The 12,462-nt window shown below is 64.5% G+C and carries 13 protein-coding genes; 3 read left to right on the top strand and 10 right to left on the bottom strand.

Features of this window, described 5'->3' with window-relative positions:
- Positions 1-98: 98 nt before the first annotated feature.
- Both XH87_RS01175 and XH87_RS01170 read left to right on the top strand, forming a co-directional pair.
- Complete coding sequence (locus tag XH87_RS01175; protein ID WP_035705779.1) at positions 99-371, top strand: hypothetical protein; 273 nt, start codon at positions 99-101, stop codon at positions 369-371.
- Positions 372-457: 86 nt separating this feature from the next.
- Positions 458-763: a hypothetical protein gene (locus tag XH87_RS01170; protein WP_035705776.1), complete on the top strand. Its 306-nt coding sequence runs from the start codon at positions 458-460 to the stop codon at positions 761-763.
- Positions 764-811: 48 nt separating this feature from the next.
- On the opposite strand, the gene XH87_RS01165 is transcribed toward XH87_RS01170, so the two are convergent.
- The 4 genes from XH87_RS01165 to XH87_RS01150 form a co-directional block, all read right to left on the bottom strand.
- Positions 812-964, bottom strand: coding sequence for a hypothetical protein (locus XH87_RS01165; RefSeq protein ID WP_199762964.1), 153 nt, complete (start codon positions 962-964; stop codon positions 812-814).
- Positions 965-1,066: 102 nt separating this feature from the next.
- Positions 1,067-1,585: a septal ring lytic transglycosylase RlpA family protein gene (locus XH87_RS01160; RefSeq protein WP_035705772.1), complete on the bottom strand. Its 519-nt coding sequence runs from the start codon at positions 1,583-1,585 to the stop codon at positions 1,067-1,069.
- A gap of 343 nt (positions 1,586-1,928) precedes the next feature.
- Positions 1,929-3,581, bottom strand: coding sequence for an NAD-dependent malic enzyme (locus tag XH87_RS01155; protein ID WP_081492445.1), 1,653 nt, complete (start codon positions 3,579-3,581; stop codon positions 1,929-1,931).
- A 277-nt stretch (positions 3,582-3,858) separates the two neighbouring features.
- A complete protein-coding gene (locus XH87_RS01150) occupies positions 3,859-6,195 on the bottom strand; it encodes a mechanosensitive ion channel family protein (RefSeq protein ID WP_271585852.1) in 2,337 nt (778 codons plus the stop codon).
- Positions 6,196-6,937: 742 nt separating this feature from the next.
- Between XH87_RS01150 and XH87_RS01145 the strand changes: the two genes are divergently transcribed.
- A complete protein-coding gene (locus XH87_RS01145) occupies positions 6,938-7,822 on the top strand; it encodes an MBL fold metallo-hydrolase (RefSeq protein WP_271585851.1) in 885 nt (294 codons plus the stop codon).
- A 9-nt stretch (positions 7,823-7,831) separates the two neighbouring features.
- Here the strand turns inward: XH87_RS01145 and XH87_RS01140 are convergent, their stop codons facing one another.
- The 6 genes from XH87_RS01140 to XH87_RS01115 all read right to left on the bottom strand — a co-directional run bounded on the left by XH87_RS01140 (position 7,832) and on the right by XH87_RS01115 (position 12,456).
- Complete coding sequence (locus tag XH87_RS01140; protein WP_271585850.1) at positions 7,832-8,107, bottom strand: DUF3551 domain-containing protein; 276 nt, start codon at positions 8,105-8,107, stop codon at positions 7,832-7,834.
- 92 nt (positions 8,108-8,199) lie between these two features.
- Complete coding sequence (locus XH87_RS01135) at positions 8,200-9,117, bottom strand: polyphosphate kinase 2 family protein (protein WP_271585849.1); 918 nt, start codon at positions 9,115-9,117, stop codon at positions 8,200-8,202.
- Positions 9,077-10,096, bottom strand: a complete 1,020-nt coding sequence (locus XH87_RS01130; RefSeq protein WP_271585848.1) for a branched-chain amino acid ABC transporter permease — start codon at positions 10,094-10,096, stop codon at positions 9,077-9,079. Before XH87_RS01130 ends, XH87_RS01135 begins: the two co-directional genes overlap by 41 nt.
- The gene (locus XH87_RS01125; protein ID WP_158668869.1) at positions 10,093-10,974 is read right to left on the bottom strand and encodes a branched-chain amino acid ABC transporter permease; all 882 of its coding nucleotides are present in this window, start codon (positions 10,972-10,974) and stop codon (positions 10,093-10,095) included. The genes XH87_RS01130 and XH87_RS01125 overlap by 4 nt, the downstream gene beginning before the upstream one ends.
- Before the next feature lie 6 nt (positions 10,975-10,980).
- Complete coding sequence (locus XH87_RS01120) at positions 10,981-11,685, bottom strand: ABC transporter ATP-binding protein (RefSeq protein ID WP_158668870.1); 705 nt, start codon at positions 11,683-11,685, stop codon at positions 10,981-10,983.
- A gap of 3 nt (positions 11,686-11,688) precedes the next feature.
- Positions 11,689-12,456, bottom strand: coding sequence for an ABC transporter ATP-binding protein (locus XH87_RS01115; protein WP_158668871.1), 768 nt, complete (start codon positions 12,454-12,456; stop codon positions 11,689-11,691).
- Positions 12,457-12,462: the final 6 nt, after the last annotated feature.

Genomic DNA, 12,462 nt, shown 5'->3' with positions numbered 1-12,462 from the left:
CCGTTGCGTTGAGTACCATGGCATTGAGACGCAGCGATGAGTGTGGGCCCCGGCATGCAAGTCCGCGTGCTGGGGTTTTTTTTGCGTGAGGCGAGGCGATGGGAGGCGCGACCGCGGATTCAAAGGTCGATTTTGGTGCGCTTGCGGTGCTGCATAAGTGGCCGTCGCTCGCAAACCAGCGCCGGCCGGACTGCGAGTCATACCAGATAAGGGAAGGCACCCTCGACGAGTGCATCTCGGCCTTCATGAAAAAGCCGGCGGCGACCCGGCATCTCTATGAGATCCGGACGATGGCGCAGCCGCCACTCGTGACGGAGATCCTCTCGCCCGAGCATGTCACCGAGCTATCGCGGTTGAGAGAATTTCTCTGACGGTATTTTGCAGGCACGCAGCATAGGAACCTTCATCCGGTCTTTCCCGTTGTCAGCGATCGGAAGCCAAGGCGTGAGTGCCTCTGATGCTTGAAGCTGGCGTACCATCTCCCGTCGTGCCCTATGGCGCAGACCGGACTCTGTTCGTGGTGATCGATCGCCTCGACCGGGCGACCGAAATCCGCGTGGAGCGGAGCGATCTCGAAACCACGATCAGCGATCTCGTCGCCGGCTGCTTCAGCGATCCCGTCAGGGTGATTTCGTTCAACACGCTCGAGCATTGGATGAAGGACATCTCGACCGATGTCGCCGGCGAGATAAGGGCCCGCTGCGACATCGACGGCGTGACGCTGCCCGACTATCTCAGCGACTTCGTCGAGAGCCATAGCTGACTGCGTGCGCGGAGCAATGCACAGGGCCTTCACAGGGCCTTGGAGGGATCAAGCGCGCCGCTTGCCGGCGATGACCTCGATCTCGCGGCGTCGTTCGCCGGCGAAGGTCAGGAGCTTTTCGATCGTCAGCGTATCCGTGATCCGTTTGGCGAGCCGCTCGGCGCGCGCGGCCTGATCTTCGAGATACTGAATCGTGTTCAAGCGCCGCCTCCCCGAAAGCCCCGATTTATGCGGGCAGCCATGATGCTTGAGAAGCCGCTAACGGGCGGTTAAGCGCGGCGTTCCGGGCCGGCGAATCTCGACCTATTGCACGACGTCGAGCCTGACATTGGTGATGCCCTTGTCGACCATGCCGAGCGCCTCGGCGGCGGAAGGCGAGATGTCGACCACGCGTCCTCGAACATAGGGCCCGCGATCGTTGACCCTCACGGTCACGAAGCGGCCGGAGGACACATCGGTCACGCGCAGCTTCGTCCCGAACGGCAGGCTGCGATGCGCCGCGGTCAATTCGTTCTTGTCGAATTTCTCGCCGCTCGCGGTCTCCGTATCCGAATAGAAGCTGGCAACGCCATGCGAGGCCGTTTGCTTTGCGTCACCAACGGGAACGCGAACCCGGCTGATCGGCCGCCGATGCAGCGCCGCAACCCTGTGCGGACGTTCGACCGCGACCTGCCGGTTGGGGCCGGCAAGGTCGGCCTTTTGGCGGCCGACGGGCGACTGCGCGCACGCCGCGAGCGACGCGGCGCCGAGGGCGGCGAGCAGCAGCCGGCATGAGGTTGCGAGGGAACTCCGGGCAGTTTCGGCACGTGCAATGCGAGACATGGTACGCCCCTCCGAACGGTCGGAATTTCGGTGGGCAATGAGGGCAGAACCTTGTCGGAACAAAAGCGGCTCTGCGGCCGCGGCTGTTTCGCATCAGCTGTGGCGATTCCACCACACTGGCGCGTTCTGAATCGGGACGAAAGGGTCAGGCTCGCGCCCTCTCCTCGCTCTTACGGGCAGGGCTATCGCATCTGAATTTTGCAGAGGTCGTCATTGCCCGGGCTTGTCCCGGGCATCCACGTTCTTCGCGCCGCCCGACAAGGCGTGGATGGCCGGGACAAGCCCGGCCATGACGATGTGGAGACGTTAGCGTGAACCGAGCCGTTCTGGTGCCGCAGGCCGGTCAGTAGTGCGGCTCGTACATCTGCGACTGGACCAAGGCCTTCACGTCATTCGGCGCAGGTCCGTCCGCCAGCCCGCGCTGATAGGCGACGTCGGCAACGGCGGCGGCGATGCGGACCGAGACCTCGCGGATGCGCGGCAGTGCCGGATAGAGACTGCCTTGCGCAAGGTCCTCCTTGCCGACGCAATCGGCGAGCGTGTGGGCCGCCGCCATGAACATCTCGTCGGTCACCAGCTTCGAGCCGCTGGCGATGACGCCGAGGCCAACGCCGGGGAAGATGTAGGAGTTGTTGCCCTGGCGCGGCACGAAGCTGCGGCCGTTGAGCTTGACCGGATCATACGGGCTGCCGCACGCAAACAGCGCGCGGCCGTCGGTGTAGCGATAGGCATCCTCGGCCGAGCATTCGGCCTTCGAGGTCGGATTGGAGAGCGCAAACACGATCGGCTTCTCGTTGAGCTCGGCCATCGTCTTGAGCACTTCGGGCGTGAAGGCGCCGCCAACCGCGGCGACGCCAATGATCGCCGTCGGCTTCAACGTCTTGATCGCGGTGAGGAAGTCGGCGATCGGCGCCTGGTCGGCATGCGCATAGCGGAGCTTGTGGCCGGAGAGGCCTTCGCGGCCGCCGACGACGAGGCCGCGGGAATCCACCAGCCAGTTGCGCCGGAGCGCGTCCGCCTCGGAAGCCCCTTCCGCCATCATGGCGGAGACCACGAGATCGGCGATGCCGGTCGCCGCCTCGCCCGCGCCGAGGAACAGGATGCGCTGATCCCCGAGCTTGCCGCCGGAGATGCGCAGAGCCGAGAACAGCCCTGCGAGCGCCACCGCCGCGGTGCCCTGGATGTCGTCGTTGAAGACGCAGGCTTCATCCCGGTACTTGTGCAGCAGCTTGAAGGCGGAGTGATTGGCGAAATCCTCGAACTGGATCAGCACGCCCGGAAAGGTCTTTCGCGCGGCTTGCATGAACTCGTCGACGAAGCTGTCATAGGCCTCGCCCGTCAGCCGCCGCTCGCGCAGGCCGAGATAATAGGGATCGTTCAACAGCTCTTCGTTGTTGGTGCCGACATCGAGCACGATGGGCAGGCACAATTCGGGATGCACGCCGGCACAGGCCGAATACAGCGAAAGCTTTCCGACCGGAATGCCCATGCCGTTGGCGCCGAGATCGCCGAGACCAAGAATGCGCTCGCCGTCGGTGACGACGATCAGCCTGGCAGGATAAGGCCAGTTCTTCAGGATCTCTGCGATCTGGCCGCGATCGCGCGAGGAGATGAACATGCCGCGCGGCCGCTGGAAGATCAGGCCGTATTTCTGGCAGGCGAGCCCGACCGTTGGCGTGTAGATGATCGGCTGGACCTCGTCGATATTGTCGACGACGACGCGGAAGAACAGCGCCTCGTTGCGGTCATGCAGCGCGTTCAACGCGACATATTTTTCGAGGTCGGTCGGCAGCGCTCGCAGATTGGTGAGAACGCGCTGGGCCTGCCTCTCCATCGTCAGCACGCAAGGCGGCAGGAGGCCGCGCAGGCCGAGCGTCTCGCGCTCCGCTTCCGTGAAGGCGGTGCCCTTGTTGAGCAAGGGATCGCGCAGCAGTGCCATGCCTTGCGGCGGATTGGACGACGTCGGTTGGGCAACGACCCGGGCAGGTCTATTCACGAATTCCCCCAAGAGCTTCACATTGAACCGCGCGCATTGTCGGCCAGCGCGTCATCCAGATCAAGGACGCAGACATTGGAGCGCCGATTGCCATCTCGCACCGCAGCGAGATTGCCGCGAACGAGTGGCAGTTGCGCGAGGAAAGGTTAACGTGGCGAGACGGACCTCTCTCCTAATGGCGAGGAGCGCGGCACACGTCTCCGGGCGTGCTTCGCATCGCCGGGCGGACCATGAAGGTACCGATCACGCCGGCGGCGCATCGTTTGGGCCGCGCGGACTATCCGACTGCCCGCCGCGGCGCCAGATTGGCCGCGCTATCCGCCGGTGGCGCGATGTGCATCAAAATGGTCTGGGTGGCGGATGCGACCTCGATACCGTTCTGCTGGAAGCGCAGCTTCATGCGCCGGTTGAATTCGCGCTGGACCGGCCAGCGCCCGGCCTCGGTGCAGCGGATCTGGCCGACGATCGACACCATCGCACCGTCGACCTTGTCGACGCCCCACAGGTCGAGGTCGCCGCGGATCAGTGCGCGGAATTCCGGCTCGCGGCGCATCTCGTCGACGATCTCCTTGAGGATCTGGCCGGCTCGGTCGGTGTCTTCCTTATAGGCGACGTTGACGCTGACCGAGGCGTTGCCGGCGCCGCGGCTGGCATTGGTGATGGTCGTGACCGCGCTGAACGGCACGATGTGCACGGCGCCGTCACCGGCGCGCAGGCGGATGGTGCGGATCGAGACGTTTTCCACGACGCCCGACAGCCCCGAGACGCTGACATTGTCACCGACCTGGACCGTGTTTTCCAGCAGCAGGAACAGGCCGGTGATGAGATCCAGCACCAGTTTCTGCGAACCGAAGCCGATGGCGATGCCGACGATGCCGGCGCCCGCGAGCAGCGGCGCGACATTGACGCCGATCTCGCTGAGCGCAGTGAGGCCGACGACGGCGGCGATCAGGCAAAGCAGCGCCGTGCGCAACATCGGCTGAAACGTACGCAGACGCGCGGCGCGGGCATAATGACCGTCCCGGGACAGCGTATTGATCTGGCGGTCCAGGAGCGCATTGCCGGCTTCCCAGATCGCCGCTGCGATGAACGCGGCGAGGCCGATCGTCACCACGGCCGAGATCAGCCGGCTGCCGATCTGGCCGCCATAGAACCAGACGATGGCGTCCACGCCCCAGACTTCGAGCACGGCGACGAAGCCGATGAAGGCGATCGCGCTGGATACGATCTTGCGCAGCAGCGGAAGATAGCGATTGGCGCGGACCTCGAGGCCCGGAAAGCGCTGGAGGATCTCCGGCTTGATGCGGAAGCCGCGGTCGATCAGGCCCAGCGTCACCATGATGACGACGCGCGTGACCAGCGCCACCGCTATGGTGCCGACGAAATATTGCAGCAGAAGCGAATAGCCGTTGCGGATGTTGAGCGCCCACACCGCCCAGAGCGCAAGGTCGAGCGCGATGGCAAGATAATGCCAGCCGCCGGCGATCCGGTTCCGCAGGCGGGCCGCAATCCCTTGCCGCTCGGCCGGCGCACGGATGGCATCGGCGACCTGGCGTCGGCATTGCAGGATGATGACGACGATGAAGAGGTGCACGACCAGCATCACCATGCGCAGCAGCGCGGCATAGCCGGTACGATGCAGGCCGAGCAGCAAGGCCACATTGGCGAAGGCGATGCCGGAGACGCCGACGCCGACGATGCGGCGCGCCCAGATCTCGATATAGGCGGCGGTTTCCGCGCGCACTGGAAACAGGCCGAACGGCCCTGCCAGCGCCCGGACCATGCAGATGAGCCCGCGCGAGAACGCGTAGGCGTTGACGACTGCGAGGATCACGAGGCGGACGGTCGTGGGCTCGCCGATCTCCGTCCCGAGCAGCGCCGTGGCGGCGCCGACGAAGACGACCACCGGCAGCAGTTCGAGCACGAGGCGTCCCACCACGAAGGGCAGCCGCAGCAGGACCTGCCAGACCCGCGCAAGGCTGTGACGGCGCTTGCTCAGCTCGGGTGCGGGCGTGACATCGGCCACCGATGACGGCGGGTCAGCGATGGAAAGCATCTCGGCCGGCAGCTGCGCGGTTTGCGGCACGCGTCCTTCCAGGAACACGACCGGACGCCGGATCAGGCGAAAGATCACCCACTCGGCTGCAAGGGCGCAGCCGAGCACCAGCGCCAGCTTCCAGGCGATCTCGATCAGGAGGTTGTAGGCGGCGGGATCGTTCGCGGTCCGCAGGAACCAGTAATAGAACGCCGGAAAATGCGTGAGTGTCCGCGCCATGCTGGCGATCTCGCTCGAGATCGCCCCGATCTCTTCCGACAGCGTGAGCAGGAGCTGCGCGCCGAGACCGTCGGCCGCGAGCGGGATCGGCGATTTCTGTTCGGGCGCGGCGGCTGCAGCCTGCTGCTGACCTGATACATCCGCGATTGCGCGCAACGTATCGATCATCTGCGCGCGCTTCTTGTCGTCCTGGAGGGTTTCCAGCGCGCGCTTCGCCTGGTCGGGCGACAGTGTGGCAGCGCTATTGGCCGGCGGCGGAGGCTCGGCACGGGCGCGGGAGGAAGATGGAATCGTGAGGAAGAGAGCGGCGAGGAGCGCCGCGGCCAGCTTATGCGACACGAGGATTCCCTAAAAAATGAAATGCGCCGGCGACGTCGGGACCGTCGCCGCCGAAGCGCATGCGTCGCATGCGTCATGTCGGATTGCTGCTATTCGCCCCGGCCCTGTGTCGGAAGTTGGCCTTTGAGGCGACATTCTCTTGGCATTTGCCGCAACGCAGGATCAGGAGCCGCCCTCAGCGAAGCGCCTTCAGGCCCCGTGCGCGCAAAAACCTCTCCCGTCGTTGCGAACCGACGGCGAGGAGGAAGACGGCAGAAAGCAGAATGTCAGCAGAAAGCAGAATGTCATACGTCTTCATCGCGACGGCCTCGTCACGGCCATCCGACGCGATCGAAATGATGCAAAATACAGCGCCGGGAAGGTAGGGGCCTTGCCTCACTGATGCGGCCCGCTAAACCTTGTCCCGGCGTGCCGTTCGCGGTTTCCGCCGCTATGCGATAGTCCGAACGAGCTCCATCGCAATTAACGCGGCTGGATTTGCGGAGGTGGCGTCATAGACCTCCCCTTGCTCATGAGATGGACGTTTGCGTGTCGCTTGTTTGCGACCCTTGGCATGGTCCTCCTGCGACACAAAACTGTCAAGCCGGATCAAAGGCTTTGAAATCACAATTGAAGACGCGTTCCGCACCGTTCCCGCGACAGATTGGCCCCGTAACGGCGGCGGAATAAATCCCTGACGGCAGCGTTTGTATCGAAGGGAATATCGCCTCTGTCGCCCTCGTTCCCTTCCGGAAAGCCAGAGATGAAAGCACCATTTTGCATCGCCATGCTCGCCGTCCTCGTCACCGGATCGGCATTCGCACAGAACGCGCCGCAGACGTCCACCAGGAAGGTCGACGGCACCGACAACGTCTACATCTTCCGCTATGGCGGCCATCAGGCGATGTTCGTGGTGACGCCGCAAGGCGTGATCGCGACCGATCCGATCTCCTATTTGCGTCCCGCCAAGCCCTATATCGACGCGATCAAGGCGGTCACCGACAAGCCGATCAAATACGTCATCTACAGCCACCATCACTACGATCACATCGCCGGCGGCCAGCCCTTCAAGGATCTCGGCGCGACTTTCATCGCGCACCGGCGAACCAGGGAGCGCCTGCTCGAGCTGAAGAAGCAGAAATCCCTGCTCGCGGACGTGGTGATGCCGGATCAGGTGGTGGATGACAGGAAGAGCATCACGCTCGGCGGCACCACGCTGGAGCTGAACTACGTCGGCCGCAACCATTCCGACAATTCGCTGGTGATGCGGCTGCCGAAGCAAAAGCTCGTCTTCGTGGTCGACTTCGCGCCGATCGAGCAGGTCCAGTTTCGCAACATCCCCGACAACGCCTCGCCGCTGGAATATATCGCCTCGCTGAAGAAGCTCGCCTCGCTCGACTGGGAGCGGATGATCCCCGGCCATCCCTATGCCGGCGGCCGCTTGGGCACCAAGAAGGACGTCGAGGACGACATCGCCTACATGGAGGATCTCTCCGCCGAGGTGAAGAAGGCGGCGGACGCCGGCACGTGCTTCGACACCGCGATGAAGGACGTGAAGCTGCCGAAATACGCCAAATGGGCGAACTACGAGACCGGCCTTCCCGCCAATGTGGAGCGCTTCTGCTACTGGTGGGCTCGCGGATATTGAGCAATCAGCTCAGCGGACACGCCTGCCGGTTCTCGCCGGCCGCACTTCGGAGGCCTGCGCGAAATACGGATTCGTCAGGCAGGTCGCCGGTCGCCCCGACGCAGCGGCCTGGCACTGGGCGAAGGAGGGAAAGATGCAATCCATCCGCTCGCCCTCGAGCTCGCCGAAGACGTGCAGGCAGACCGGCGCGCGTGGGTCGTAGGTCTGGGCGCACGCGGGTGCGCTCATCGCGAACGCGGCAAGGGACATGCCAAGCACGGACACGGCGAGAACTGACTTCAACACGGCAAACCTCGATTCCGGAGACGGTGCACGGCGGATCGAGGGTAGAGCAATTTCGCTCCCGGTCAAAGCCCGGCATCGAGCCGGGGGCCGCCTCACCGCTTTCCCTTTCCTTCGCGTTCCAGCGCCTGGCGCACCTGCTTGAACTCTTCCAGCGAGGCCTTGTCGGCGCGGGGGAAGCGCAAGTCGAGCCTTTCGAGCGCCGCGTTGATCACCGAGCCGATGACGACGCGGGCGAACCATTTATGGTCGGCGGGCACGACGTACCAGGGCGCGTGGGGCGTGGCTGTGTGGCGGACAATGTCCTGATAGACCGCCTGGTAGCGCGGCCACAGCGCGCGCTCCTTGATGTCGTCCATGGAGAACTTCCACTGCTTGGCCGGATCCTCCAGCCGCTCGAGAAAGCGCTTGCGCTGCTCCTCCCTGGAGACGTTGAGGAAGAATTTCAGCACCACGGTGCCGTTGCGGCAGAGATAGCGCTCGAAGGCCGAGATGTCCTCGAACCGCTCCCTCCAGATGTGCTTGGTCACGAGCCTTTGCGGCAGCTTCTCCTTGGCGAGAATCTCCGGGTGTACGCGCGTCACCAGGCATTCCTCGTAGTGGGACCGGTTGAAGATGCCGATGCGCCCGCGCTCGGGCAGTGCGATCATATGGCGCCAGAGGAAGTCATGATCGAGCTCCTTGCTGCTCGGCGCCTTGAAGGCATGAACCTCGCAGCCCTGCGGATTGATGCCCTCGAAGATCGCCTTGATCGCAGAGTCCTTGCCGCCGGCGTCCATCGCCTGGAACACGATCAGGAGCGACCAGCGGTCCTGCGCGTAAAGCTTCTCCTGAAACTCGATCAGCCGCTTCTTGTTCGAGTCGAGGATCGCCAGCGCCTTCTCCTTGTCGAGATCGCCCCTTTCGTCGGTCTTGTGGTCCTTGAGATGAAACTTGCCCGAACCATCGTGGCGGAATGGCGCGATATAGCGGTCAAGTTCCTGGGCGAGCGATTTGGACGGCTTCTTGCTCATGAGCGCGGGGCACCTTGCGTTGCGGCTTCAATCGGTCGAGCAAGCTACCAAGGATGCCCTTGGGAAGGAATATGATGAAAAGCACGAGCAGCACGCCGTAGACGAGGTTGTCCCAGCCCACCGCCCTGGTGCCAAAGCCGATGCGCAAGGTCTCGGCGAGCAGAATGGTGATGATGGCGCCGACGGTCGGGCCGAGCGAGACGAACAGGCCGCCGACGATGGCAGCGAACACCATCTGGAGCGACACCGCGATGCCGCTGACGGTGTCCGGCGTGATGAACATCTGGTACTGGCAGTAGATCGCGCCGGCGAGCGCCGTCATCAGCGCGCTGAGCAGCGTGATCTTCAGCTTCTGCGCGGTGACATCGACGCCGGCCGCGGCAGCGGCGTCCTCGTCCTCCGAGATCGCCTCCAGCGCATAGCGAGCCATGCTGCGATCGACCCAGTGCCAGACCACGATGCCGAAAAGCCAGATTCCGAGCGCGATCAGGTACCAGGTCGTCTTGTCATCGAATTGCAGCGCCAGCAGCTTGTTGCTAGATGCCCGGTTCGGCGTGTAGCCCAGCGAGCCCCCGGTGTAGTCGCGCGTCGCGGTGATGACCTGGAGCACGATGCCTGACAGCGCCAGCGTCACCAGCACGAAATAGTGCCCGGTGATGCGGAAGCGGAAGCAGGGATAGCCGACGATCAGTGCCAGCGCGCCGGCCGCGATCATGCTGATGGGAATGCCGATCCAGGGCGACAGGCCGAGATGATTCCAGAGCAGCGCTGTGACATAGGCCCCGATCCCCATGAAGCCGCCATGGCCGAGCGAAACGAGGCCAAACCGCCCCATCATCGACCAGGAGGTGTAGGCAAACGACCAGATCAGGATCAGGACCAGAATGTGCAGATGATAGGGATCGCGATAGACGAAGGGCAGCGCGATCAGCGCCGCCAGGCCTGTTCCCCAGGCTGCAAGCCGCTCCTGCCCCATCATCGGCGCCTCGCAAGCAGGCCCGCGGGCCGGATGAACATCATGACGATGAAGAAGGCGAAGGCGAGCACATAGCCCCACTCGAGATCGGAGAACAGGCCGCCGAGCGAGATGATCTCGGCGAACACGAAGGCGGCGATGAAGCCGCCGATGAAGTTGCCGAGGCCCCCGAGCACGCAGATCAGGAAGGTGATCGGCCCAAAGGACAGGCCGACGAAGGGGTGAACGTCATATTGCAGCACCAGGAGGCAGGCGGCGAGCCCGGCCAACGCGCCGCCCAGCGCCGAGGTGATGAGATAGATCCGCCTGGCATCGACGCCCATCAAGGCCATGATCTGCCGGTCCTGCGAGATGGCGCGGATCGCGGTGCCGGTGAAGGTGCGCGTCATGAACAGATAGACGGCGACCATGCCGACCAGCGCCGCCACGAACGATAGCAGCCGTGCGTAGCTGAAGTTCATGTCGCCGAAGGCGAGCACCGGCAGGCGGATGCCGAGATTTCGGAAGTCGATGCCGAAGGCGACGGTGGCAAAGCTCTGGAGCACGAACAGCACCCCGCCGGTCGCGAGCAACTGGTTGATCGGCGGCGCGGTCAGCAGCGGCGCGATCACGAGATAGTGCAGCGCCGCGCCGAGAACGGCCACCAGCAGGATGGTGAGCGGTGCGGCGACGAAATAACTGACGCCGTAATACTGCACCATGAAGTACATGGCGTACATGCCGATCATCACGAGCTCGGCGTAGCAGATCCAGGTGACGTCGATGACGCCGAAGATCAGGTTGAGGCCAAGCGCGAGCAGCGCCAGCACGCCGCCGAGCAGGATGCCGTTGATCACGGCCTCCAGCAGATAAATGTCGAAGACGTCCAGAAATGCCTGCATGCCCCCTCACACCCCGAGATACGCTTCCTTGACCGTGTCGCTCGCCAGCATCTCGGCCGAGGTGCCGGACGCGCGGATCGCGCCCGCCTCGATCAGATAGGCGCGGTCGACCACCTTCAGGACCTGCTGCACGCTCTGCTCGACGATCAGCACGGTCAGCCCGCTGGCACGGATCCGCTTCACGAGCTCGAACACCTGCTGCACCACGACCGGCGCCAGCCCCGCCGAGGGCTCGTCGAGCAGCAGGAGCTTTGGATTGGACATCAGCGCCCGGCCGATCGCGCACATCTGCTGCTCGCCGCCGGACATGGTTCCAGCCATCTGGTGGCGGCGCTCCTTCAGGCGCGGAAACAGGTCGAACACGACCTCGAGCCGCTCGGCATAGTGCCCGCGCGCTTCCTTCATGAAGGCGCCCATCTTGAGATTGTCGTCGACCGAGAGCCGCGGAAACAGCCGCCGGTTCTCCGGAACATGCGCAATGCCGAGGCTGACGATCTTGTGCGCCGGCGTGGCCACGACGTCGATACCCTCCATCCGGACCGAGCCGCGCGAGGGGCGGATCAGGCCGGAGATGACGCGCATCAGGGTCGTCTTGCCGGCGCCGTTCGGGCCGATGACGCCGACGGCTTCTCCGGCCTTCACGTCGAGATTGACGTCGAACAGCGCCTGGAAGGTGCCATAGCCGGCATTGACGGCGCGAAGCTCCAGCATCGGCTAGCCTCCCGCGCGGCGGCGCGCTTCGGCGGCCGCGGCCTGCGTAGTCTCGGCATCGGTGCCGAGATAGACCTCGATGACGCGCGGATCGCCGGCGACCGCGCTCGGCAGGCCTTCCGAGATCTTCTCGCCGTGATCGAGCACCATGACGCGGTCGACGACGCGCATCAACACGCCCATGATGTGCTCGACCCAGATGATGGTGATGCCGAGCTCGTCGCGGATGTTGCGCAGCATGTCCGCAGCCTGATCCATCTCGGCCTCGTCGAGACCGCCGAGGCTCTCGTCGGCGAGCAGCAGCTTTGGCGCGGTGGCGAGCGCCTTCGCGAGCTCGAGCTTCTTCAGGCCGGCCGCGCCGAGGCCATCGACGCTGGCGTGGCGATCGGTCGGCAGGCCGACCATCGCGAGCGAGCGTTCGGCCGCCTCCTCGGCTCTAACCCGGCTGTGGCGGCCCTGGCCGTAGAAGCCGGCGAGCGCGACGTTCTCGAAAATGCTCAGGCGGCGGAAGGGGCGCGGGATCTGGAAGGTGCGGCCGATGCCGCTGTTGATGATCCGGTGCGGCGCGAGGCCTGCGATCTCATGCCCGGCGAACAGGATCGATCCTGATGTCGGCGCCAGCGTGCCGGAGAGCATGTTGAAGATCGTGCTCTTGCCCGAGCCGTTGGGGCCGATCAGGCCGAGGATTTCGCCCTGATCGACCCGGAACGACACGTTGTTCACGGCGGTGAAGCCGCCAAACCGCTTCACCAGCCCGTTCACTTCCAGCACCGCCCC

Source organism: Bradyrhizobium sp. CCBAU 53415, assembly GCF_028128735.1.
In the GTDB taxonomy this organism is placed as follows: Bacteria; Pseudomonadota; Alphaproteobacteria; order Rhizobiales; family Xanthobacteraceae; genus Bradyrhizobium.
This window is presented reverse-complemented; position numbering and strand designations above follow the sequence as displayed.

Excerpts from the sequence above, each read along its gene's own strand:
- XH87_RS01175 (WP_035705779.1), top strand. The coding sequence starts at position 99 with ATGGGAGGCGCGACCGCGGATTCAAAGGTCGATTTTGGTGCGCTTGCG.
- XH87_RS01170 (WP_035705776.1), top strand. The coding sequence starts at position 458 with ATGCTTGAAGCTGGCGTACCATCTCCCGTCGTGCCCTATGGCGCAGAC.
- XH87_RS01160 (WP_035705772.1), bottom strand. The coding sequence starts at position 1,585 with ATGTCTCGCATTGCACGTGCCGAAACTGCCCGGAGTTCCCTCGCAACC.
- XH87_RS01145 (WP_271585851.1), top strand. The coding sequence starts at position 6,938 with ATGAAAGCACCATTTTGCATCGCCATGCTCGCCGTCCTCGTCACCGGA.
- XH87_RS01135 (WP_271585849.1), bottom strand. The coding sequence starts at position 9,117 with ATGAGCAAGAAGCCGTCCAAATCGCTCGCCCAGGAACTTGACCGCTAT.
- XH87_RS01130 (WP_271585848.1), bottom strand. The coding sequence starts at position 10,096 with ATGATGGGGCAGGAGCGGCTTGCAGCCTGGGGAACAGGCCTGGCGGCG.
- XH87_RS01125 (WP_158668869.1), bottom strand. The coding sequence starts at position 10,974 with ATGCAGGCATTTCTGGACGTCTTCGACATTTATCTGCTGGAGGCCGTG.
- XH87_RS01120 (WP_158668870.1), bottom strand. The coding sequence starts at position 11,685 with ATGCTGGAGCTTCGCGCCGTCAATGCCGGCTATGGCACCTTCCAGGCG.